Raw genomic sequence first — 21,971 nt, 5'->3', positions numbered from 1 at the left:
AATGACGAAGACGCTTCCCATCGGGCTCGCGGTGACCGCGCGTGTGCCGGCCTCCAGTGCCAACATCGGCCCCGGATTCGACAGTCTCGGAATAGCTTTGGGCTTGTACGACGAGATCGAGGTCACGACCACTGCGTCGGGCCTGTCGATCCACGTCGACGGTGAGGGTTCGGCGGACGTTCCGTGGGGACCGACGCACCTCGTCGTGCGGGCCATCGAACGGGGTCTGGAAGCGGCCGGAGTATGGGCAGATGGATTGAATGTCCACTGCCGCAACGTCATTCCGCATTCGAGAGGTCTCGGATCCTCGGCCTCGGCCGTGGTCGGCGGGCTCGCCGCGGCCAATGCACTTGCGTCGAAGGTGGACCCCGCGCTGTCGTTGTCGGACAGTCAGTTGGTGCAGTTGTCGTCCGAGTTCGAGGGGCACCCCGACAACGCGTCGGCGAGTTGCCTCGGCGGTGCCGTCGTGTCGTGGAGCGAACCGCCCAATGCCAGTGTGACGGCACGCAAGTACGCCGCCGTGCGCCTGGACGTACATCCCAGCATCAAGGTCGTCGTGCTCGTGCCGTCCGAGCGCTCCTCGACCTCGCACACACGGGGATTGCTGCCGGAGTTGGTGCCGCACCGCGACGCCGCCTTCAACGTCAGTCGCAGTGCGCTCGCCGTCGTCGCATTGACCGAGCGTCCGGATCTGCTGATGGCTGCCACCGAGGATCTACTGCATCAGGGCCAGCGGGCACAGGCGCTGCCCGACACCACCCGGTGGATCGCGACGTTGCGCGCCCGCTCGATAGCCGCAGTGGTGTCGGGAGCAGGCCCTACCGTCATGGCCCTGTGCACCGAAGAATTCCCGGCCGATCTGCGCGACGCTGCACTGGCCGAGGGATGGCGAGTTCTCGACCTCGAGGTGGCCGACGGAGTCACGGTCGCATGACCGACACCGAATAGGGTTCTTGCCGAGCGAGGACAACGACGCTATGGTGAACCCTGTCCGTACATCGTGCGCTTCAGACGCCGGTTTCGTCAGGGCAATCAGGTCACTGTATTCGGGGGAGTTCAGAACGTCCGAGTGATGTGACGCTCCTGGCTCGGTCCTTCCCGTAGTTCGCTGCGGTCTCGGACCGATGGTGTCGTCGGCGGAGTGCGTCGAACATGAACGGCAATATCCGAGTTCGGCAGAAAGCCGAGCTGCGGAACGAACCCTCGGCTGCGCATCGAGCGAGCGAGGGAAGGAAAGGACCTCCGTGACCGATACGGAACTCATCTCTGCGCCCGAAACGTCACGCCGTCGCGCCGGCCTGTCCGGAATGGTTCTCACCGAGCTACGCAGCCTCGCTGGCGAACTCGGCATCAAGAGCATCTCCGGCATGCGCAAGGGCGATCTGATCGCGGCCATCACCGAGCGTCAATCGGGCACCGCGCCGGCCAAGTCCGCTGCGCCGAAGTCCGATGCACCGAAGAGCGATGCACCGAAGGCCGACGCTCCCAAGGCTCGACGCGCTGCTGCGTCGGCACCGGTTGCCGACGAACGACCCGCAATCGACACTGCTCCCGAGCCTGCGACGGCTGCCGACACGTCGGACGCAGCACCCGAGGCCGGACGTCGCACCCGGGGCCGCCGCGCCGCGGGTCGCCGCGCAGGTGCGCCCGACCAGTTGCCACTGGACGGCAGCGGCGACACGGCCGCATCGGCCCCCGCTACCGCGGAGTCGACCGCTACCGCGGAGTCGACCGCTGCAGCGGAGACCACCGACAAGCAGGACGATTCCGGCGAGAACGCCGCAGCGGAGCGCCCACGTCGTAGCCGCGGCGAGCGCAACCGCCAGGACGGTGCCGAGCGCGAACCGCGTGACACCGACAACGGCAACCGCAACCAGAACGACCGCAACCAGAACGACCGCAACCAGAACGACCGCAACCAGGGCGACCGCAACCAGGGCGACCGCAACCAGGGGGACCGGGACGGCGGCAATCGCGACAATGCGGGCCGCAACCAGGGCGACCGGGACAACTCGAACCGCGACTCCAACCGTGAGAACGGCAACCGCAATCAGAACGACCGTGGCGGACGCAATCGCAATCAAGGCGACGGCCGGAACGACAACCGCAACGACAACCGAAACGACAATCGCAACGAGGACCGCAACAACGGCCCGCGCGACAACCGTGACAACAACCAGGACGACGACGGCGAAGGCCGCGGTCGCAGGGGTCGACGGTTCCGTGAGCGTCGTCGTGGACGCGACCGCGGCGAGGGCAACGAGGGCGGCGGCGGTCGCGAGCGCGACACCGAGATCCGCGAGGACGATGTTCTCCAGCCGGTAGCCGGCATTCTCGACGTTCTCGACAACTACGCGTTCGTTCGGACCTCGGGTTACCTGGCCGGACCGAACGACGTCTACGTGTCGATGAACCTGGTGCGCAAGAACGGCCTTCGCCGCGGCGACGCCGTCACCGGTGCCGTTCGGGTGGCGCGTGAAGGTGAGCAGTCGGGTCAGCGTCAGAAGTTCAACCCGCTGGTGCGTCTGGATACCGTCAACGGGGGAGAGGTCGAGGCCGCGCGCAAGCGTCCGGAGTTCGGCAAGCTCACCCCGCTGTACCCCAACCAGCGGCTGCGCCTCGAGACCCAGCAGAACATCCTGACCACGCGCATCATCGACCTGGTGATGCCCATCGGTAAGGGTCAGCGCGCGTTGATCGTCAGCCCCCCGAAGGCCGGTAAGACGAGCGTTCTGCAGGCCATCGCCAACGCGATCGCCATCAACAACCCCGAGTGCTACCTGATGGTCATCCTCGTCGACGAGCGTCCCGAGGAAGTGACCGACATGCAGCGCTCGGTCAAGGGCGAGGTCATCGCCTCGACCTTCGACCGTCCGCCGGGTGACCACACGGCAGTCGCCGAGCTGGCGATCGAGCGTGCCAAGCGTCTGGTCGAGGCCGGCCAGGACGTGGTTGTCCTGCTCGACTCGATCACCCGTCTGGGCCGCGCGTACAACAACAGCTCGCCTGCTTCGGGCCGCATTCTCTCCGGTGGTGTCGACTCGACCGCGCTGTACCCGCCCAAGCGATTCCTCGGCGCGGCACGAAACATCGAGCACGGTGGTTCTCTGACGATCATCGCCACGGCCATGGTCGAGACCGGATCCACCGGCGACACCGTGATCTTCGAGGAGTTCAAGGGCACCGGTAACGCCGAGCTCAAGCTCGATCGCAAGATCGCCGAGCGTCGGGTGTTCCCCGCGGTGGACATCAACCCGTCCAGCACCCGTCACGACGAGCTTCTTCTCGCTCCGGACGAGGCGGCCGTGGTGCACAAGCTGCGTCGCGTGTTGTCCGGTCTCGACTCGCATCAAGCCATCGACCTGCTGGTCGATCGCCTGAAGAAGAGCAAGAACAACCTCGAATTCCTGATGGAAGTGTCGAAGACAGCTCCCGGCGGCATCAACGATTGATCCCGTGTTCCCCGGGTCCGAGGGTCCGGGGAACAAGAGGGCAGGTGCCCGCGTTGTAAGCATCTGTCGGCACAGAAGTACCGACGATTAGCAGGGCAGATACACGCTCTGGCATAATCAACGGCCGAGTCCGGTTCCGGTTCACGTCTTCGATCAGCGAAGGCGACCCGGCGACCATTACAAAGAACGGTAAGGACACCATGAAGGCAGGAATTCACCCCGACTACACACTGACGACAGTCGTCTGTGGTTGCGGCAATACTTTCGAGACCCGAAGCACCACCGACAAAGAGCGCATCAGCGTCGAGGTCTGCTCGCAGTGCCACCCCTTCTACACCGGCAAGCAGAAGATTCTCGACACCGGCGGTCGCGTCGCTCGCTTCGAGGCTCGCTACGGCAAGCGCGCCGGCAAGAAGGCCGACGCAGACAGCTAGCTGTTTCGCCGACGCCCGTCCTGTGAACTACAGGGCGGGCGTCGGCTTTTTTGTGTCCACACCCGGTTTCACCCGTTCGGAGAGTGAGTCGTCACCATGGCGAGAACAGACAAGCCTTCGGCCATCGACGACATCCTCGCCGAACACTCCGGCCTCGAGCAGCAACTGGCCGACCCCGCCCTGCACAACGACCCGTCCGCAGCGCGCAGGGCAGGCAAGAGGTTCGCCGAGCTGGCACCGATCATGTCGGCGCACACCAAGTTGACCGCCGCTCAGGACGACCTCGAAGCCGCACGTGAACTCGCCGCCGACGATTCGTCGTTCGCCGCAGAGATCCCCGAGCTCGAGGCAACGGTTCTGCACCTGGAACAGACGCTGACCGATCTTCTGGCACCGCGCGACCCGCACGACGGCGACGACATCGTGATGGAGGTCAAGTCGGGTGAGGGCGGCGAGGAGTCGGCGCTCTTCGCGGCCGACCTGGCGCGGATGTACGTGCGCTACGCCGAACGCCGCGGCTGGCGAGTCGAGGTTCTCGACGCGAACGTCTCGGACCTGGGTGGCTACAAGGACGCGACGTTGTCGATCAAGACCAAGGATCCGCTCGACGGCGTCTGGGCGCGGCTGAAGTTCGAGGGCGGCGTCCATCGCGTGCAGCGGGTGCCGGTCACCGAATCGCAGGGACGCGTGCATACCTCCGCGGCCGGCATTCTCGTGTATCCGGAGCCCGACGAGGTCGAGGAAGTGCAGATCGACGAAACCGATCTGCGCATCGACGTCTACCGCTCGTCCGGCAAGGGCGGTCAGGGTGTCAACACCACCGACTCCGCTGTCCGCATCACCCATTTGCCCACCGGCATCGTCGTCACCTGTCAGAACGAGAGATCGCAGTTGCAGAACAAGGCGCGTGCGATGCAGGTGCTCGCGGCGCGTCTGCAGGCGGCCGCGGAGGAAGCAGCCAACGAAGAGGCCTCGGCCGGCCGAGCCAGTCAGGTGCGTACCGTCGACCGCTCGGAGCGGATCAGGACGTACAACTACCCCGAGAACCGCATCACCGATCACCGCATCGGATTCAAAGCGCACAACCTCGACGCGCTGCTCGACGGCGACATGGACGCACTGCTCGACGCGCTCGCCAAGGCCGACCGCGACGCACGTATGCAAGCAGAATAACTGCGCGCCAACCGTTTTCGGGTCTCGCGCTGCTGATCGAACGAATCTCGAGATACCCTGGCGATCGCATTCGACCCGCCCGCGCGCCACGAAAGGCACACCCGAGATGAACCAGGCCTTGACCCCCGCAGGCGAGAACGCCGTCACCGAGCTCGCTTCCCGCTACGGGGTGTCCACCGACGCGGTCCGCACCATGCTCGACGCCGTCAACAACGGCCGCGGCACCATGGCGCAGTTCAACATTCCCGAGCTCGGCGGCAGTGGGCAGTGGATGCGCGGCGGTATGACGATGGTGGGCAACATGTTCGATCACGGCCTCAAAAGTCGGGTCGACGGTTTGTGCCGCGATCTGTCCGCCGTGTTGGCGCAGCATCAGGTCTATCCGCCGAGAGATGCCGGTACGGGATCGTTCGGCGGCACTTCCTTCGGCGGGGGATCGTGGTGGCCGTCGGATCTGGGTTCGCCGAGTTCGAGCGGTGGCCAGAACGGATCGCAGTACGCGGTGTTTCCAGGATCTCGTCGCCTCGCCGTCCTCGTGGGAGGGGAATTGGCGGTGTATGACACCCTCGATCACTCCATCGGCGGAGTGCAACAGCAGCAGGGTGGGGGTCCGGGTTCGGTGGAGTTCACCAGCCAGTACGGCACGTTCACCGCGGCGAGTCTGCCGCGCGTCGACCAACGGTCCGCCGACGCGCCACCGCAGAACATGACTTCGTCGCAGCCGCCCGCACAGAATTTCGCGTCTGCGCAGTCGGGTTCACCTGCTCACACCGGTGTCGACATCTCGGACATCACCGCTGCGATCGAGGCGCTCGCCGGTCTGCATGCGAAGGGATTTCTGACCGACGACGAGTTCTTCGCAAAGAAGTCGGAGTTGCTGGGGCGGCTGTGAGTCCGGTGTCGGACCGCCGTGGCAGTCTGTACAAGTGAGCCGCAAGCCGTTACGCCTAGCCATCCTCGAAGCGACGTCGATGCTCGAGGCCGCCGGTGTGCCGAGCCCTCGGGTGGATGCGGAGCTACTCGCCGCGCACCTCGTCGGAGTCGATCGCGGTCGGCTGGGGTTGGTGCCGTTGGTGGAGCCCGAACTCGTCGAGGCGTACTTCCGAACAATCGAGCAGCGCGCGAAACGTATTCCCCTGCAATACATCACGGGAACGACGTCATTGGGAAACATCGATGTCGAGGTGGGCCCCGGGGTGTTCGTTCCGCGTCCCGAAACCGAATTGCTGTTGGCGTGGGCGCTCGCTTTTCTCGAGAACGTCGGCCATCACCCGCCCGTGGTGCTGGACCTGTGCACGGGGTCGGGCGCGCTGGCGCTCGCCATCGCGAACGCACGCCCGGATGCCGTCGTGCACGCCGTCGAGCTCGATCCATCGGCGCTGGCGTGGGCCCGGCGCAACGCGGATCTGCGTGCCGAGCAGGGTGATTCGCCGATCACGTTGCATCACGGAGACGTCACTTCTCGGGATCTCATGACCGACCTCGACGGCTCGGTGGACATGATCGTCGCGAACCCGCCGTACATTCCGGACGGGGCCGAGCTCGATCCGGAAGTACTCGACCACGATCCGCACATCGCGCTCTTCGGCGGCGAGGACGGGTTGTCGGTCATCGAGCCGATGATCGGCAACATCGCGCGGTGGCTACGTGTCGGCGGCGGAGTCGCCATCGAGCACGACGACTCGAACGGGGAGGGCGTCGCTGCCCTGTTGTCTCGGCGACGAGTCTTCACCCAGGTCACCGAGCATCCGGACCTGGCCGGCCGCCCCCGCTTCGTCGTGGCGGCACGGGCGACGCCGCCCTCTGCCTGAGCGGCAAGGCGGCAAGCCGGCGGCACCTGACATCACTTCGTTACCGAAGGTGGAAGGATAGGCGGAGTGAGTACCGTCTACGACTGCCGTGAAGCCGATGCGCGGGCTGCCGGATTGACCGCAGCGCGCGGTGCCCTCAAATCCGGTCGACTCGTCGTGATGCCCACCGACACGCTCTACGGGATCGCCGCCGACGCGTTCGACGGCAGCGCGGTCACCGACCTGCTGCGCGCCAAGGGGCGGGGACGCGATATGCCGGTCCCGGTCCTCGTCGGTTCGTGGAACACGATCGACGGCCTGGTGCAGAGCGTCCGGCCGCGGACCCGAGATCTGATTCGAGCCTTCTGGCCCGGTGCATTGAGCATCGTGGTCCAGCAGGCACCGTCGCTGGCGTGGGATCTGGGTGATGCTCAGGGAACCGTCATGCTGCGGATGCCGCTGCACCCGGTCGCGCTCGAGCTCCTTCGTGAAGTAGGTCCGCTGGCGGTGTCCAGTGCAAATATTTCGGGAAGTCCGCCCGCCACCACGGTGACGCAGGCGCGAGAACAACTCGGTGGATCTGCAGCGGTTTATCTCGACGGGGGGCCGGCCGACCACGCGGTGGCCTCCACCATCGTGGACCTGACCGGTGAGCACGCACGAATCCTGCGGGTCGGTGCCATTCCCACGGAGCAGATTGCCGAGGTTCTCGGTGTCACCGCCGAAAGCCTGGTCCCAGGAGCGTCCTGACATGCCCGTCCGTTCCGCATGAGCGTCGAGGTGCTTGCCCAGTCGAATCTGGGCGCAGGCGTTCCGATCCGCGAGCTGCTGCTTGTTTTCCTGACGGCCGCTGTCGTCACGTTCTTCGCGACCGGTGGCGTTCGAGTGGCCGCGATCAAGTTCGGCGCAGTCGCCATTCCTCGTGATCGTGACGTCCACGTGCAGGCCACCCCGCGACTCGGGGGAGTGGGCATCTACGCCGGCATGCTCGCCGCGCTGCTGTTCGCCTCGCAGCTGCCCGCGTTGGCCCGCGGATTCGATGTCGCCTACAACCGCGACATTCCGGCTGCGCTGGTCGCAGGCTTCGTGATCGTGCTGGTCGGCGTCATCGACGACCGTTGGGGTCTCGACGCACTGACGAAGTTCGTCGGCCAGGTGACGGCGGCCGGCGTCCTGGTCATCATGGGTGTGAGCTGGGTTGTGCTCTACCAGCCCTGGGGCGGCGAGCCCGGCCAGCCGGGCAGCACCTTGGTGCTCGACCAACTTCAGGCCGGGCTGGTGACCGTTCTGATCACCGTCGTCATCGTCAACGCGATGAACTTCGTCGACGGCCTCGACGGGCTCGCAGCCGGACTCGGCCTCATTTCGTCGGTCGCGATCTGCATCTTTTCGGTGGGCCTGCTGCAGGAACAGGGGGGCGACGTCGGCGTCTACCCACCTGCTTTGATCGCGGCGGCGCTGGCCGGTGCCTGCCTGGGATTTCTGCCGCACAATTTCCAACCGGCGCGCATCTTCATGGGCGATTCGGGGTCCATGTTGATCGGGCTGACGCTGGCCACGATCTCGACGAGTGCCTCGGGGCGCATTCCGTTGACGGCCTACGGTCCACGCGATCTGCTGGGTCTGTTGTCGCCGCTCCTGTTGGTCGGTGCCGTGATGCTCATTCCGATACTCGATCTGTTGCTCGCCGTCGTTCGCCGCACTCGGGCCGGGCGAAGTCCGTTCAGCCCCGACAAGATGCATCTCCATCACCGACTCCTGCAGATCGGCCACTCGCATCGACGGGTGGTCCTGGTGATCTACCTCTGGGTCGGTGTGCTCGCGTTCGGTGCGGTCGGATCCTCGCTTCTCGACCGGCGCATCGTGGTGCTCCTCGTCGCAGCCGGTCTGGTGTTCGCGCTCGTCGTCACGGCTGTGCCCACTCTGCGGGTGGATCGATCGCCCGGATCCGAACGCCGGGGTGTCCGACGCCGCTGATCGGCTCGGTGGTTCTTCGGTCGTGTCCCGGCTGGTGCCGGCCACCGGGTGCCACTGGGTACTCTCGACAACTGTGACCTTCACCCCGCAGCCCATGCCCGACCAATTCGCACCGCTTCGTGCCGCGGTCCGCTACGGCCTCATCGGCCTGGTGGTACTGACGGTGGTGAGCGTGGGGATTTCGGTTGCTGCTGCGGGAACTCCAGGATTGTGGGGATCGATCATCGGAGTGGCCATCGGGGGCGGGTTCGTCATCACGACCGCGCTGTCGGTGGCTCTGACCACGCGGTTTCCCGCGTCGGCGGTCGGAGCGCTGTTGCTCGGTGGGTGGTTGGTCAAGATGGTCATCGCGCTGATCGTGCTCGTGGCACTCAAGGATGCGGACTTCTACAACCGGTATTCGCTCGGGCTGACCATTCTGGGGGCTCTGGTGGTGGTCCTGGGCGCTGAGGTGTTCGGTGTCGTCAAGACGAAGGTGGGCTACGTCGACAGCGTTCCTGCCGACGGGAACCCCGACAAGTCGTAGTACGACAAGCTGTCGTAATCGGTTAAGCTGAGGGCCGCCTACACAACGTCGTAGTTCTGTTGATAAAGTTTGCATCAAGCGATGGGCAAGACCGGGACGAAAGAGACTTTTTCCCCGGACTGGACCCCCGCAGGTAACCATCAGCGTGAGCTTCCTTACAGTAGGCCCGGAGTCACAGACTTCGGCAACGTAGGGTTTCGCCCTGAGAGTTGCCGAGTCGACGTGAGTCGCCGACACCCGACAGACGCTTGGCCGATGAAGACCGGGCCTCAGCCTCTGACGATTGCGAGCCGATTTTCGTCGACTTGATAGATCGTCATTGTCCGATCGAACCGCAGCCGTTACTCGGTTGCGGCCCGAACACGGGAGAGACCGCTGAGCGTCACCACTCTGGCTGCGGAGTTCCATCCGCCGTCACTATCCGATTTCTTTCCTCCCGCGGTGCTGTTCGAGGGAACCCCGTTCGAGCTCGACCGGCTGATGCTCATCCGCATCCTGATGTCGGCTCTGCTGATCGTCTTCATGCTGATCGCTCTGCGCAGCCCCAAGATCGTTCCTCGCGGAATCCAGAACGTCGCCGAGATCGCTCTCGACTTCGTCCGGATCCACGTGGCCGAGGATGTCCTCGGCAAGGAACAGGGACGCCGCTTCCTGCCCGTCATCATGACGATCTTCTTCACGGTCTTCGCGGTGAATCTCAGCGCGGTCATACCGTTCCTGAACATCTCTGCCAACGCCCGCATCGGTCTGCCGATCGTGTTGGCCGCAGTCGCGTACATCGCGTTCGTCTACGCCGGTGTGAAGAAGTTCGGTGCAGCCAAGTTCGTCAAGGGCACGATCGTGATCCCGGGCATTCCGAAGGCCATGCACGTGCTGCTGATCCCGCTCGAGTTCATCTCGAACTTCGTGCTTCGCCCGTTCACGTTGACGGTGCGTCTGCTGGCCAACATGCTCGCCGGTCACATCATGCTCGTGCTGTTCTTCAGCGCCACGCAGTTTTTCCTCTTCGAGGCCTCTGCCGGCCTGAAGATTTTCGCCGCACCCTCGCTCATCATGGGCTTCCTGTTCACGATGTTCGAGATGCTCGTGATCTTCCTGCAGGCATACATCTTCGCGCTGCTGACGGCGATCTACATCGATCTGTCGCTGCACGCCGACTCGCACTGACCGACCAACAGACCGAACTAGCTACACCGCCACCTCCGACACCCGGATGTGGACCGAAGAAAGGGAACGGAAAACCGAATGAGCCTTGAAGTTCTGGCCCAGGCGCAGGAAATCACCGCAAACGGATACGGCGCCATCGGCTACGGCCTCGCAGCGATCGGTGGTGGCATCGGCCTCGGCCTCGTCGTCGCCAAGAACATGGAAGCAACCGCTCGCCAGCCCGAGCTGGCCGGTCAGCTCCGTACGACCATGTTCCTCGGCATTGCATTCACCGAGTCCCTCGCCCTGATCGGCCTCGTCGCCGGCTTCATTCTCTGAGAGCGCGATGACAAACGCGATAACGCTGCTCGCAGCCGGGGCGGAGGGGGAGGAATCCCAGAACCCGCTGCTGCCCGCAACATACGACATCGTTTGGTCGATCGTCTGTGTCGTGATCATCGGCTTCCTGTTCTGGAAGTACGTCGTACCGCGTTTCCAGACGGTCCTCTCCGAGCGTTCCGAGCTCATCGAAGGCGGAATCAAGAAGGCCGAGCAGGCACAGGCAGAGGCGAAGGCTGCTCTCGAGCAGTACCACGCTCAGCTCGCCGACGCCCGTTCCGAGGCTGCGCAGATCCGCGAGGAAGCGCGCACCCAGGGACAGGCGATTCTCGCCGAGATGAAGGAAAAGGCGCAGGAAGAGAGCGATCGGATCGTGGCCGCAGGCCACAGTCAGCTCGTTGCTCAGCGTCAGCAGATCGTCACCGAACTTCGTGGCGACCTCGGACGTACGGCCGTCGAACTCGCCGAGAAGGTCATCGGAGAGCAGCTCTCCGATGACGCGAAGCGTTCCAGTTCGATCGATCGCTTCCTCAACGAGCTGGATTCCGTCACCGCGGACTCCGCATCAGGAAAGTGAGTCGAACCATGTACGCAACTTCTCGTGAGGCGCTCGCCCGCACACGGTCGGTCGCCCACGAAGCTCTGGGGTCCGCGTCGGGCGGCGAGGCAACGGCCGTCGCCGCTCAGACCGGTGCCGAGTTGTTCGCCGTCGTCGAAACTCTCGACGCGCAGCGCACGTTGCGTACCGCTCTCGCCGACTCCTCGGTCGAGGGCGATCGACGAAGCGCTCTGGCCGGAGAGGTCTTCTCCGGCCAGGTGTCAAGCGCAACGGCGACCATCGTCAAGGCTGCGGCCGGCGAAAGCTGGTCCACCGCCCGTGACCTGCTGAACTCGCTGGTCGAGCTGGGACGCGAAGCTCTGCTCCGCGCTGCTGCCGATCAGGACCAGCTGGACACGGTCGAGGACGAGCTGTTCCGGCTCGGCCGCATCGTTGCTGCCAACCCGCAGCTCGAGCAGGCATTGTCGGATCGATCCAAGCCGGCGCAGGCCAAGCGCGAACTGCTGGGTCGTCTGCTCTACGGCAAGGTCACCGCGGTCACCGAGGCGCTCGCGGTGCAGGCCGTCACGCGTCCACGGAAGGCGGCACCCGCCGACGTTCTGAACGGACTGGCAGACCTGGCCGCCGAACAGCGCGACCGCGCAGTTGCACACGTACGCAGCGCAGCCCCACTGAGCGACAGTCAGCTCGAAAAGCTGACCGCAACCTTGACCCGCACGTACGGCAAGCAGGTCACGGTGCACGTAGAGGTCGATACCGAACTGCTCAGCGGACTTGTCGTTCGTATCGGCGACGAGGTCATCGACGGTAGCGGGGCAGGCCGCCTCGCTGCATTGCGAAAGACGCTCAAATAGTCCGACACGGACACAGTAACGAGAAGAATTGCCTCGGCATTCGAGGCTTTTCATACCGCGATCATTCGAAGGAAGAGCAGGAAACACTATGGCGGAGCTGACGATCTCCTCCGACGAGATCCGTAGCGCGATCGATAACTTCACCGCGAGCTACTCACCGGAGTCTTCCCGCGAGGAGGTCGGCACGGTTACGGACACGAGCGACGGAATCGCTCACGTGTCCGGATTGCCGTCGGCGATGTCCAACGAACTCCTGGAGTTCCCGGGCGGAGTCCTCGGTGTCGCGTTGAACCTGGATGCCACCGAAATCGGTGCCGTCATCCTCGGTGACTACGAGCACATCGAAGAAGGCCAGGAAGTCAAGCGCACCGGAGACGTGCTGTCGGTCCCCGTGGGCGACGGCTACCTCGGTCGCGTCGTGGACCCGCTGGGCAAGCCCATCGACGGCCTCGGCGACATCGAGTCCTCCGAGACCCGCGCCCTCGAATTGCAGGCTGCCTCGGTGCTCGAGCGCCAGCCCGTCGAGGAGCCGCTGCAGACCGGCATCAAGGCGATCGACGCCATGACCCCGATCGGCCGCGGCCAGCGTCAGCTCATCATCGGCGACCGCAAGACCGGCAAGACTGCGGTCTGCATCGACGCGATCCTGAACCAGAAGGCCAACTGGGAGAGCGGCGACGACAAGAAGCAGGTTCGCTGCATCTACGTCGCCATCGGCCAGAAGGGCTCCACGATCGCAGGCGTCAAGGCTGCACTCGAAGAGCAGGGCGCACTCGAATACACCACCATTGTCGCCGCACCCGCGTCCGACTCGGCCGGCTTCAAGTGGCTCGCTCCGTACACCGGCTCGGCCATCGGCCAGCACTGGATGTACCAGGGCAAGCACGTCCTCATCGTGTTCGACGACCTGACCAAGCAGGCCGAGGCCTACCGCGCAATTTCGCTGCTGCTGCGTCGCCCGCCGGGCCGCGAGGCATACCCCGGTGACGTCTTCTACTTGCACTCCCGCCTGCTGGAGCGTTCGGCGAAGCTGTCCGACGAGCTCGGTGGCGGATCGTTGACGGCACTGCCGATCATCGAGACCAAGGCCAACGACGTCTCCGCGTACATCCCGACCAACGTCATCTCCATCACCGACGGCCAGGTCTTCCTGGAATCGGATCTCTTCAACAAGGGCGTCCGTCCCGCCATCAACGTCGGTATCTCGGTTTCCCGAGTCGGCGGCGCTGCGCAGACCAAGGGCATGAAGAAGGTCTCCGGATCCCTTCGTCTCGAGCTTGCTCAGTTCCGTGAGCTCGAAGCCTTCTCGGCGTTCGCGTCCGACCTCGATGCAGCGTCCAAGGCGCAGCTCGAGCGCGGCGCTCGTCTGGTGGAGCTGCTCAAGCAGGATCAGTACGCACCGGTGGCCGTCGAAGACCAGATCGTCTCGATCTGGCTCGCAGGACAGGGCACGTACGACTCCGTTCCGGTCGGCGATGTCCGCCGCTTCGAGACCGAGCTGCTCGAAGATCTACACCGCAACGCAAGCGGCGTCTACGACAGCATTGCCGGTGGCAAGGCTCTCGACGAGGACAACCAGAAGGCACTGACCGAAGCGACCGAGAAGTTCAAGGCCGGCTTCGTGGACTCGGACGGCAACCGCGTCGTCAACGAGGCCGAGGCAGACACTCTGAACGCCGACGAGGTCAGCCAGGAGCAGGTCAACGTCACCCGCAAGACAGTCAGCAAGTAGGCCGGCGATGACAGGTGACATGACGAGCACAGAAGGGAGCGTGAACAGCTAGATGGCAAGCATTCTCGAGCTTCGCTCCCGTATCAAGTCGGTCAACTCGACGAAGAAGATCACCAAAGCGCAAGAGTTGATCGCAACTTCGCGAATCACCAAGGCGCAGGCCCGCGTTGCCGCATCGAAGCCGTACGCGGAAGAGATCACGAAGGTGCTCTCCGCACTGGCGAGTGCATCGAGCTCGCTCGATCACCCGTTGCTCAACGAGCGACCCGAGCCCAAGCGTGCTGCAGTCCTGGTCGTGACCAGTGACCGCGGTATGTGCGGTGGCTACAACTCCAACGTCCTCAAGGAAACGGAGGAGCTCTTCCAGCTCCTGCGCTCCGAGGGCAAGGACCCGGTTATCTACGTGCTCGGCGCAAAAGGCCTGGGCTACTACACGTTCCGTGAGCGGGACGTGAAGGGTGCCTGGACGGGCTTCTCGCAGGAACCCGGATACGCCGATGCAGCGAAGGCCAGTAGGCATCTGGTCGAGCTGTTCATGGCGGGTTCGGGCACCGAGGTGGATGCTCCCAACGGTGAAGGCACCGTCGAGGGCGTGGACGAGTTGCACATCGTCTACACCCGCTTCGTGTCGATGCTCACGCAGAAGCCCGAAGTTCGCCGGATGGCACCACTCGAAATCTCGTACACCGACGAGGAATTCGAGATGGGTGCGGACGCGTTGACCGACTCACCGACCGCGGATGTGCAGGCACAGTACGAGTTCGAGCCGGAGGCAGGCACTCTGCTCTCGGCGCTGCTGCCCAAGTACATCAGCACCAGGATCTACGCGTCGTTGCTCGATGCAGCAGCGTCGGAGTCCGCGGCGCGTCGTACCGCCATGAAGGCAGCGACGGACAACGCGAACGAATTGGTCGAGACCTTGAGCCGTCAGGCCAACCAGGCTCGGCAGGCCCAGATCACCCAGGAAATCAGCGAAATCGTCGGTGGCGCCAACGCGTTGGCCGACAGCGCAGGAAGTGACTAAGCAATGACCGCAGCAGTAGCCCAAGAGAACGCGAGCGGAGCGGACACACAGTCCGGCCGTGTCGTTCGGGTCATCGGCCCCGTTGTGGACGTCGAGTTCCCGCGCGGCTCGATTCCCGCACTGTTCAACGCCCTCAACGCAGAGATCACTCTGCCGACCGTGGCCAAGACCCTGACGCTCGAGGTTGCACAGCACCTCGGTGACAACTTGGTTCGCACCATCTCGATGCAGCCCACCGACGGCCTCGTCCGTGGCACGGCTGTCGTCGACTCCGGCAAGCCGATCTCGGTTCCCGTCGGTGACGTCGTCAAGGGCCACGTGTTCAACGCCCTCGGTGACTGCCTGGACACCCCCGGACTCGGCCGCGACGGCGAGCAGTGGGGCATCCACCGCAAGCCACCAGCCTTCGATCAGCTCGAGGGCAAGACCGAGATCCTCGAGACCGGCATCAAGGTCATCGACCTGCTGACGCCGTACGTCAAGGGCGGAAAGATCGGTCTGTTCGGTGGTGCCGGCGTCGGCAAGACCGTGCTGATCCAGGAAATGATCACCCGTATCGCACGCGAGTTCTCGGGCACCTCGGTGTTCGCAGGAGTCGGCGAGCGTACTCGTGAGGGCACCGACCTTCACCTCGAGATGGAAGAGATGGGCGTCCTCCAGGACACCGCCCTCGTCTTCGGACAGATGGACGAGCCGCCCGGCACGCGTATGCGCGTGGCGTTGTCGGCACTGACCATGGCGGAGTACTTCCGCGATGTGCAGGGCCAGGACGTGCTGCTGTTCATCGACAACATCTTCCGCTTCACGCAGGCAGGTTCGGAGGTGTCGACCCTTCTCGGTCGTATGCCGTCTGCCGTCGGTTACCAGCCCACGCTGGCGGACGAGATGGGTGAGCTCCAGGAGCGCATCACCTCGACCCGTGGCCGCTCGATCACCTCGCTGCAGGCGATCTACGTCCCCGCCGACGACTACACCGACCCGGCTCCGGCCACGACGTTCGCGCACCTCGATGCGACGACCGAACTGTCGCGTCCGATTTCGCAGATGGGTATCTACCCCGCTGTGGACCCGCTGAGCTCGACCTCGCGCATCCTCGAGCCCGGCATCGTCGGTGCCGAGCACTTCCGTGTCGCCAACGAGGTCAAGCGCATCCTGCAGAAGTACAAGGAGCTGCAGGACATCATCGCCATCCTCGGTATGGACGAGCTTCAGGAAGAGGACAAGGTTCTGGTCGGCCGCGCACGCCGTCTCCAGAAGTTCCTCGGCCAGAACTTCATCGTTGCCGAGAAGTTCACCGGCGAGGCCGGTTCGGTCGTGTCCCTCTCGGACACCATCGAGGCGTTCGACAAGGTCACCAAGGGTGAGTACGACCACCTTCCCGAGCAGGCCTTCAACAGCTGTGGTGGTCTCGACGACGTCGAGGCAGCCGCGAAGAAGATGGCCGGAAAGTAGACCGACGTGACTTCTTCCGAGAAGAGCGGCATGGAGGTCTCCCTGGTCGCTGTGGAGCAGAAGCTGTGGTCCGGTACTGCGACCATCGTCAGTGCTCAGACCACCGAAGGTGAGATCGGCATCATGGCCGGCCACGAGCCTGTCCTCGGCCAGCTGGTCGAGGCGGGCACGGTGTCGATCACGACGACCGACGGCGAGAAGATCATCGCTGCGGTGCACGGTGGCTTCCTGTCGGTGACGGGTAAGACCGTCACAGTGCTGGCGGAGTCCGCCGATTTCGCCGATGACATCGATGTCGAATCGGCACGGGCTGTAGTGGCAGAGAACGGCGACGACCTCGAGGCCATTGCGGTGGCCAAGGGACGTATCCGCGCTGTCGAGCGGTCCTAGGTTCACGAGAAGCCGCGACGAGACCTGCGATGCACTCCGGATTGATTGCTCTGATCATTCTGGTTGTGCTGCTCGCAGGGCTCGTCGCGGCTTTTGCGTATCGTCTTGCAGTGCTGCGGCGAGGTGGTACGGCAGCGATCATGCGCGTGCTGCCGTCCGAGGGCGGTGCCGGTTGGCGACACGGCATCATTCGGTACGGCGACAACACGTTGGTGTTCTTCAAACTGTCCAGTCTGCGGCCCGGGCCCGATCATCGGCTCGGTAGACAGGACGTTCAGGTGGGGGACCGACGGGCCCCCCGCGACACCGAGTTCGACATCATGACTCCGGAAATCGCTGTGCTGGAGTTGTCGGACAACGGCAAGAAGTACGAAATGGCACTGGACAGAAGTGCGTTGACCGCTTTCCTGTCCTGGGTGGAGTCACGCCCGTCGGGGCGCTCGCGCCGCCGTCGGCCGGCGGCCTGAACGAGTCGCTTGCCGGAAATCAGTCGGTATCGGTACCTGTCGAGCGGCTCGCTCCGGGTACCCACTGCACGTCGCCCTCCGGGTTTGCGTACCTGCTCAGGATGAACAGCAGGTCCGAGAGCCTGTTGAGGTACTTGGCCGGTAGATCGCTCGTCGTTTCCGGGGAGGCATGAACCGCTGCCCAGGCCGACCGCTCCGCGCGCCGAGCCACGGTGCGCGCGACGTGCAACAACGCCCCCAGAGGTGTTCCGCCGGGCAGAATGAACGACGTCAACGCCGGTAACTCGTCGTTGAATTCGTCGCACCAGGCTTCGAGGCGGTCGATGTAACTCTGATCGATCCTCAGCGGTGGGTATTCCGGATTGTCGACGACAGGCGTCGAGAGGTCCGCTCCGGCGTCGAACAGGTCGCTCTGAACGGTCCGGATGACGGTCCGCACGGATTCACTCGGATTTCCCAGTGCCAGTGCGACTCCCAGGCTCGCGTTGGTCTCGTCGCAATCTGCGTAGGCAATCAGCCGCTCGTCGTTCTTGGAGACCCTCGAGAAATCGCTCAATCCCGTGGTCCCGTCGTCGCCGGTCCGGGTGTAGATGCGCGTGAGGTGAACGGCCATGCGGCTACGGTACCGCGCGGGTGCCGGTCGGTACCGCTGGCTACGCTGTCGAAGTGAGTGAACGCTTTTTGGTCAACGGTGGTAATCGCCTCGTGGGTGAGGTGGCGGTCGGTGGTGCGAAGAACAGCGTCCTCAAGCTGATGGCCGCGGCCCTGCTCGCCGAGGGAACCAGCACGATCACCAACTGCCCCGACATCCTGGATGTTCCGCTGATGGCGGAGGTGCTGCGCGGGCTCGGGTGCGAGGTGGAGCTCGACGGCTCGGTCGTCCACATCACGACCCCGGCCATGCCGAAATACCACGCCGATTTCGCGGCTGTTCGCCAGTTCAGAGCGTCGGTCTGTGTCCTCGGCCCTCTCGTCGCGCGGTGCAAGCGAGCGGTGGTGGCATTGCCGGGCGGTGACGCCATCGGGTCGCGTCCGCTGGATATGCACCAGTCCGGACTGCAGTTGCTGGGGGCGCGCAGCGAAATTCAACACGGATGCGTCGTTGCGGAAGCCGACGAGTTGCGCGGCGCGAACATCAGGTTGGCTTTCCCCTCTGTGGGAGCGACGGAGAACATCCTGATGGCGGCTGTGCTCGCTACCGGTGAGACCGTGATCGACAACGCGGCACGCGAACCGGACATCGTCGACGTGTGCAACATGCTCAACGAGATGGGTGCCGATGTCCGGGGCGCAGGCACATCGACCCTCACCATCCGGGGTGTCAGCGCGTTGAAGCCGACGACTCATCGCGTCATCGGCGACCGAATTGTCGCTGCTACGTGGGGAATCGCGGCCGCAATGACGCGCGGGGACGTTCGCGTGCGGGGGGTCAACCCGAAACATCTCTCGCTCGTACTGGACAAGCTGCGGTCTGCGGGTGCCGAGGTGACCAGCGAACCGGACGGCTTCCGCGTCGTTCAGCACGAACGGCCGCGAGCAGTGAACTTTGCGACGCTGCCGTACCCCGGGTTTCCGACGGATTTGCAACCGATGGCTATCGGGCTCGCAACCGTCGCCGACGGGACGTCGATGATCACCGAGAACGTGTTCGAGGCCCGCTTCCGGTTCGTCGAGGAGATGATCCGTCTGGGCGCTGATGCGCGTACCGATGGCCACCATGCTGTGGTTCGCGGTGTTCCCCAACTTTCCAGTGCGCCGGTGTGGTCTTCGGACATTCGAGCTGGGGCCGGGCTGGTCCTGGCCGGGCTGGTGGCGGACGGTACGACCGAAGTGCACGACGTGTTCCACATCGACAGGGGCTATCCGCGATTCGTGGAAAACCTGACCGCTCTCGGCGGGAGCATCGAGCGGGTCAGCTGACCGACCTCTTCTCGAGAGCGTCGACCAGCACCCGGAGCGCGCGCTCGAATCGATCGTCCGCCACCGACCCGTAGCCGATGACGATGCCACCATCAGTGGTCGGCGATCGCGTCGAATGCGCGAGTGTCGGCAGATCGACTCCGTTGTCCGCGCAGTCGGCTGCAATATCGCGTGCAACGTCTGCGTCGAGCACGAGCACCGTGTGCAGCCCGGCACCGACGCCCCGAAGTTCGCCGAATGGCGCCAGCGCAGCGGCGACGACGCGGTCACGTGCCCGATAGATCCGACGTGCCGTGCGTACGGACCGGTCCCATTCGCCGTCGCGCAACAGCGAGGTCATGGCCTGCTGGACGGGAACCGACGGGAAGTCGCCGATGGCGCGACGTGTGTCGGTGATGTGCTCGACCATCGACGGGGGAGCCACCATCCATCCGAGGCGTACGCCGGCACCCAGCGTCTTCGATACCGTTCCCAGGTAGACGGCACGGTCCGGAACGAGCTCGGTGACCGTCGTCAAAGGTGCTATGCCGTAACGGAATTCGGAATCGTAGTCGTCCTCGATGATGGTGGTTCCGGTACTTCGTGCCCAGTCCGCCAGGGCGCGCCTCCGACCGACGGGCATGAGTCCGCCGGTGGGGTACTGGTGTGAGGGAGTGACGTAAACGGCCGGGATGCCGTGAGGAACCGATTCGAGCTCGTCGACGACGAGGCCCTCGCGGTCGACGGGGATGTCGTGAACGGACCACCCGCGGTGTGTAGCGAGGGCAGCAGCAGCCCGGTATCCCGGATTCTCCAGTGCGAGAACATGTTCGACGCCGACGTTTGCAGAGAGGGCACCCAGTGCCAGGTCCAGACCGTGAATGCTGCCCGTGGTGACGACGATCGAATCCGCGGTGGTGTGCAGCCCGCGTGCACGGCCGAGCAAGTCTGCAATGCGCTTGCGCAAGTCGAGTGAGCCGGCCGGATCGGGATAGTCGCCCGGTGGGGGAGAGCCGCCGACGTCTCGCCATGCCCGCTTCCACGCATCGGATGCGCGAGGCGGAGTCCACGGTATTCCGGGGCGCAGCGAAATGCGCTGCGTAGTGGGTGGGCCTTCCTGTGCTCGGTGCAGCCTGTGGTCCGACCGAACGGCATGCGGAACATCTCGGACGTAGTTGCCGGATCCGCGACGTGCCTCGAGCCATCCTTCGGCGACGAGCTGCTCGTACGCCTTCTCCACCACCGCACGAGCCAGACCCATTTCGACGGAAAGGGCTCTGGTACTTGGCAATCGGACGCCCGGCTCGAGCTCGCCGCGATCGATTGCCGCCCGGATACCGTCGGCCACCTGAACGGGCAACGTGCGGCGGTCGGCTCGATCGATCGCGATCGACAGGGCATTCGGCGGCATGGTCATCGTGCGTCACCTGTCCATGGCAGAAAGTGGCCTAGCATTATTGCTCTCTATTGGACCATGACAGTGAGCCAATGGGGCGGCACTCTGGTGGCATGACGGCCGACGAAACACTTCTGTCCCCAACATCCAGAACCACCGTGGTCCGAGGTCGGCAGCGGGCACAGTCGGAGCGGACGGCGTTGCTCGACGTGCTCCGATCGGCTCGCCTCTGTCATATGGGGGTGCTGGTGGGGAACGTGCCACGCGTGCTCCCAACCGTGTTCGGCCTGGATCCGGAGGGGCCGGACAGGGCGGGAACCCTGTACCTCCACGGTTCGGTCGCCTCTCGAAGCCTGGTGGAGGCACCTGGTCAGGACATCTGCGTGACGGTCACGGTCGTCGACGGGTTGGTCCTGGCCCGGTCCGCGTTCCATCACTCGATGAACTATCGAAGCGCCGTCATCGTGGGACGGCCACGTCGAGTGGAGGACGAGGACGAACGGGCACGGGCATTGGACGCCATAGTCGATCAGGTCGTTCCGGGTAGAAGCACGCATCTGCGAGCGCATACGAGGAAAGAGCTTGCGGCGACGAGTGTGTTGGCGCTTCCGTTGTACGAAGCATCGGTGAAAGCGCGTACCGGCGGACCGATCGACGACGAGGCCGACATTGCAGCAGGTGACGTGTGGGCGGGTGTGATTCCGATCGGTGAATACGTCGGCACTGCAGAGCGTGGGGAAGATGTGGAACCGAACCTCGATGTGCCCGACCATGTTCTGGCGTTGTCCCGCTCGTGAAACCCGTTTCTGTCGACTGTTCGCAAGATATGGCTGGCGTCACATGCGGGGATGTGCCGGCCGAATGCGAGGCCTTCTTGCGCACAGGTTCTCCGACCTGCGCGGATGCCGGCGGTAACTCGATCCACCTGCCGATTTGCGTGTGTGGGGTTGGTGGCGTAGCTTTTGTCGAGTCAGAGCGACGGACACCGACCCGGTCTTCACGGACTGGGTGAACGAGGTTGGACGTGTGGCTCGGCAGGTTTTATCCCCCAAGAGTCGGGCCTTGTGTCCGAGACCAAGCTGGGATAGGCTGGAACAGTTGCCCTTGAGGCCTACGGATCGTGTGTTCGTGGGGTTCGAGTGTGTGCGTGTTCTTTGAGAACTCAACAGTGTGTCGATGAATGTCAGTGCCGAATTTTATTTGGTGAAAGCATTCGATGTATCAGCCATCCGCTTGTGGTGGTTGTTGTCGGGTGTTGTTTGAATGCTAGTTGAGTTTTTTTGCTAGTGATTTGACTTGATGTCTTTGACTGATTCACGGTCTTTCGGGACTGTTGTTTCGCAGGTCTTTTACGGAGAGTT

Annotated in this window: 22 protein-coding genes; 20 read left to right on the top strand and 2 right to left on the bottom strand. The window is 64.3% G+C overall.

What is annotated here, in order from left to right; genetic code table 11:
- Position 1 precedes the first annotated feature (1 nt).
- The 18 genes from thrB to CH285_RS23905 all read left to right on the top strand — a co-directional run bounded on the left by thrB (position 2) and on the right by CH285_RS23905 (position 17,315).
- A complete protein-coding gene (gene thrB / locus CH285_RS23995) occupies positions 2–934 on the top strand; it encodes a homoserine kinase (RefSeq protein WP_094643550.1) in 933 nt (310 codons plus the stop codon).
- A 310-nt stretch (positions 935–1,244) separates the two neighbouring features.
- Positions 1,245–3,452, top strand: coding sequence for a transcription termination factor Rho (gene rho, locus CH285_RS23990; protein WP_255032432.1), 2,208 nt, complete (start codon positions 1,245–1,247; stop codon positions 3,450–3,452).
- Positions 3,453–3,652: 200 nt separating this feature from the next.
- Positions 3,653–3,886 carry a 50S ribosomal protein L31 gene (gene rpmE / locus CH285_RS23985; protein ID WP_008715081.1) on the top strand — a complete coding sequence of 78 codons (234 nt, stop codon included), beginning with the start codon at positions 3,653–3,655 and terminating at the stop codon, positions 3,884–3,886.
- 96 nt (positions 3,887–3,982) lie between these two features.
- Positions 3,983–5,059, top strand: coding sequence for a peptide chain release factor 1 (gene prfA, locus CH285_RS23980; protein ID WP_027497911.1), 1,077 nt, complete (start codon positions 3,983–3,985; stop codon positions 5,057–5,059).
- 106 nt (positions 5,060–5,165) lie between these two features.
- Entirely contained in the window at positions 5,166–5,951 is a 786-nt protein-coding gene (locus CH285_RS23975; RefSeq protein ID WP_094643548.1) for an SHOCT domain-containing protein, read from the top strand.
- A gap of 34 nt (positions 5,952–5,985) precedes the next feature.
- The gene (gene prmC / locus CH285_RS23970; protein WP_094643547.1) at positions 5,986–6,870 is read left to right on the top strand and encodes a peptide chain release factor N(5)-glutamine methyltransferase; all 885 of its coding nucleotides are present in this window, start codon (positions 5,986–5,988) and stop codon (positions 6,868–6,870) included.
- A gap of 66 nt (positions 6,871–6,936) precedes the next feature.
- Positions 6,937–7,599: an L-threonylcarbamoyladenylate synthase gene (locus CH285_RS23965; RefSeq protein WP_027497908.1), complete on the top strand. Its 663-nt coding sequence runs from the start codon at positions 6,937–6,939 to the stop codon at positions 7,597–7,599.
- 18 nt (positions 7,600–7,617) lie between these two features.
- Positions 7,618–8,826 carry a glycosyltransferase family 4 protein gene (locus CH285_RS23960; RefSeq protein ID WP_027497907.1) on the top strand — a complete coding sequence of 403 codons (1,209 nt, stop codon included), beginning with the start codon at positions 7,618–7,620 and terminating at the stop codon, positions 8,824–8,826.
- Positions 8,827–8,920: 94 nt separating this feature from the next.
- Positions 8,921–9,352 carry a hypothetical protein gene (locus CH285_RS23955; protein WP_045840958.1) on the top strand — a complete coding sequence of 144 codons (432 nt, stop codon included), beginning with the start codon at positions 8,921–8,923 and terminating at the stop codon, positions 9,350–9,352.
- A 441-nt stretch (positions 9,353–9,793) separates the two neighbouring features.
- Complete coding sequence (gene atpB / locus CH285_RS23945) at positions 9,794–10,519, top strand: F0F1 ATP synthase subunit A (protein ID WP_027497905.1); 726 nt, start codon at positions 9,794–9,796, stop codon at positions 10,517–10,519.
- Positions 10,520–10,597: 78 nt separating this feature from the next.
- Positions 10,598–10,837 (top strand): ATP synthase F0 subunit C, encoded by a 240-nt coding sequence (locus CH285_RS23940; RefSeq protein ID WP_027497904.1) that lies wholly within the window; start codon positions 10,598–10,600, stop codon positions 10,835–10,837.
- A gap of 7 nt (positions 10,838–10,844) precedes the next feature.
- On the top strand, positions 10,845–11,414 hold the full coding sequence (locus CH285_RS23935) for a F0F1 ATP synthase subunit B (protein ID WP_027497903.1): 570 nt from the start codon (positions 10,845–10,847) through the stop codon (positions 11,412–11,414).
- 8 nt (positions 11,415–11,422) lie between these two features.
- Complete coding sequence (locus tag CH285_RS23930; protein ID WP_027497902.1) at positions 11,423–12,250, top strand: F0F1 ATP synthase subunit delta; 828 nt, start codon at positions 11,423–11,425, stop codon at positions 12,248–12,250.
- Between the two features lie 88 nt (positions 12,251–12,338).
- Positions 12,339–13,982 (top strand): F0F1 ATP synthase subunit alpha, encoded by a 1,644-nt coding sequence (atpA, locus tag CH285_RS23925; RefSeq protein WP_027497901.1) that lies wholly within the window; start codon positions 12,339–12,341, stop codon positions 13,980–13,982.
- 52 nt (positions 13,983–14,034) lie between these two features.
- Positions 14,035–15,006, top strand: coding sequence for a F0F1 ATP synthase subunit gamma (locus CH285_RS23920; RefSeq protein WP_094643546.1), 972 nt, complete (start codon positions 14,035–14,037; stop codon positions 15,004–15,006).
- A 3-nt stretch (positions 15,007–15,009) separates the two neighbouring features.
- On the top strand, positions 15,010–16,458 hold the full coding sequence (gene atpD, locus CH285_RS23915) for a F0F1 ATP synthase subunit beta (protein WP_027497899.1): 1,449 nt from the start codon (positions 15,010–15,012) through the stop codon (positions 16,456–16,458).
- Positions 16,459–16,488: 30 nt separating this feature from the next.
- The gene (locus CH285_RS23910; RefSeq protein ID WP_027497898.1) at positions 16,489–16,848 is read left to right on the top strand and encodes a F0F1 ATP synthase subunit epsilon; all 360 of its coding nucleotides are present in this window, start codon (positions 16,489–16,491) and stop codon (positions 16,846–16,848) included.
- Positions 16,849–16,877: 29 nt separating this feature from the next.
- Entirely contained in the window at positions 16,878–17,315 is a 438-nt protein-coding gene (locus tag CH285_RS23905) for a DUF2550 domain-containing protein (protein ID WP_094643545.1), read from the top strand.
- Positions 17,316–17,334: 19 nt separating this feature from the next.
- Here the strand turns inward: CH285_RS23905 and CH285_RS23900 are convergent, their stop codons facing one another.
- Positions 17,335–17,928 (bottom strand): cob(I)yrinic acid a,c-diamide adenosyltransferase, encoded by a 594-nt coding sequence (locus CH285_RS23900; protein ID WP_032368771.1) that lies wholly within the window; start codon positions 17,926–17,928, stop codon positions 17,335–17,337.
- Between the two features lie 53 nt (positions 17,929–17,981).
- Between CH285_RS23900 and murA the strand changes: the two genes are divergently transcribed.
- Positions 17,982–19,235 carry a UDP-N-acetylglucosamine 1-carboxyvinyltransferase gene (gene murA / locus CH285_RS23895; protein WP_027497895.1) on the top strand — a complete coding sequence of 418 codons (1,254 nt, stop codon included), beginning with the start codon at positions 17,982–17,984 and terminating at the stop codon, positions 19,233–19,235.
- Here murA and pdxR read toward each other — a convergent pair.
- Positions 19,228–20,631 (bottom strand): MocR-like pyridoxine biosynthesis transcription factor PdxR, encoded by a 1,404-nt coding sequence (gene pdxR, locus CH285_RS23890; protein WP_255032431.1) that lies wholly within the window; start codon positions 20,629–20,631, stop codon positions 19,228–19,230. The genes murA and pdxR overlap by 8 nt on opposite strands.
- Before the next feature lie 92 nt (positions 20,632–20,723).
- Between pdxR and CH285_RS23885 the strand changes: the two genes are divergently transcribed.
- Positions 20,724–21,407, top strand: coding sequence for a pyridoxamine 5'-phosphate oxidase family protein (locus tag CH285_RS23885; protein ID WP_027497893.1), 684 nt, complete (start codon positions 20,724–20,726; stop codon positions 21,405–21,407).
- The last annotated feature ends 564 nt before the right edge of the window (positions 21,408–21,971 follow it).

The organism is Rhodococcus sp. 05-2256-B1, from assembly GCF_002258465.1.
Classification (GTDB): Bacteria; Actinomycetota; Actinomycetes; order Mycobacteriales; family Mycobacteriaceae; genus Rhodococcoides; species Rhodococcoides fascians.
Note: the sequence above shows the minus strand (reverse complement) of the source record. Positions and strands in the feature narration are given on the sequence as shown.

What these genes read in the sequence shown, in the direction of transcription:
- thrB (WP_094643550.1), top strand. Translation starts at nt 2, where the DNA reads ATGACGAAGACGCTTCCCATCGGGCTCGCGGTGACCGCGCGTGTGCCG.
- rpmE (WP_008715081.1), top strand. Translation starts at nt 3,653, where the DNA reads ATGAAGGCAGGAATTCACCCCGACTACACACTGACGACAGTCGTCTGT.
- prfA (WP_027497911.1), top strand. Translation starts at nt 3,983, where the DNA reads ATGGCGAGAACAGACAAGCCTTCGGCCATCGACGACATCCTCGCCGAA.
- CH285_RS23975 (WP_094643548.1), top strand. Translation starts at nt 5,166, where the DNA reads ATGAACCAGGCCTTGACCCCCGCAGGCGAGAACGCCGTCACCGAGCTC.
- CH285_RS23960 (WP_027497907.1), top strand. Translation starts at nt 7,618, where the DNA reads ATGAGCGTCGAGGTGCTTGCCCAGTCGAATCTGGGCGCAGGCGTTCCG.
- CH285_RS23955 (WP_045840958.1), top strand. Translation starts at nt 8,921, where the DNA reads ATGCCCGACCAATTCGCACCGCTTCGTGCCGCGGTCCGCTACGGCCTC.
- CH285_RS23940 (WP_027497904.1), top strand. Translation starts at nt 10,598, where the DNA reads ATGAGCCTTGAAGTTCTGGCCCAGGCGCAGGAAATCACCGCAAACGGA.
- CH285_RS23935 (WP_027497903.1), top strand. Translation starts at nt 10,845, where the DNA reads ATGACAAACGCGATAACGCTGCTCGCAGCCGGGGCGGAGGGGGAGGAA.
- CH285_RS23930 (WP_027497902.1), top strand. Translation starts at nt 11,423, where the DNA reads ATGTACGCAACTTCTCGTGAGGCGCTCGCCCGCACACGGTCGGTCGCC.
- atpA (WP_027497901.1), top strand. Translation starts at nt 12,339, where the DNA reads ATGGCGGAGCTGACGATCTCCTCCGACGAGATCCGTAGCGCGATCGAT.
- CH285_RS23920 (WP_094643546.1), top strand. Translation starts at nt 14,035, where the DNA reads ATGGCAAGCATTCTCGAGCTTCGCTCCCGTATCAAGTCGGTCAACTCG.
- atpD (WP_027497899.1), top strand. Translation starts at nt 15,010, where the DNA reads ATGACCGCAGCAGTAGCCCAAGAGAACGCGAGCGGAGCGGACACACAG.
- CH285_RS23910 (WP_027497898.1), top strand. Translation starts at nt 16,489, where the DNA reads ATGGAGGTCTCCCTGGTCGCTGTGGAGCAGAAGCTGTGGTCCGGTACT.
- CH285_RS23905 (WP_094643545.1), top strand. Translation starts at nt 16,878, where the DNA reads ATGCACTCCGGATTGATTGCTCTGATCATTCTGGTTGTGCTGCTCGCA.
- CH285_RS23900 (WP_032368771.1), bottom strand. Translation starts at nt 17,928, where the DNA reads ATGGCCGTTCACCTCACGCGCATCTACACCCGGACCGGCGACGACGGG.
- pdxR (WP_255032431.1), bottom strand. Translation starts at nt 20,631, where the DNA reads ATGACCATGCCGCCGAATGCCCTGTCGATCGCGATCGATCGAGCCGAC.
- CH285_RS23885 (WP_027497893.1), top strand. Translation starts at nt 20,724, where the DNA reads ATGACGGCCGACGAAACACTTCTGTCCCCAACATCCAGAACCACCGTG.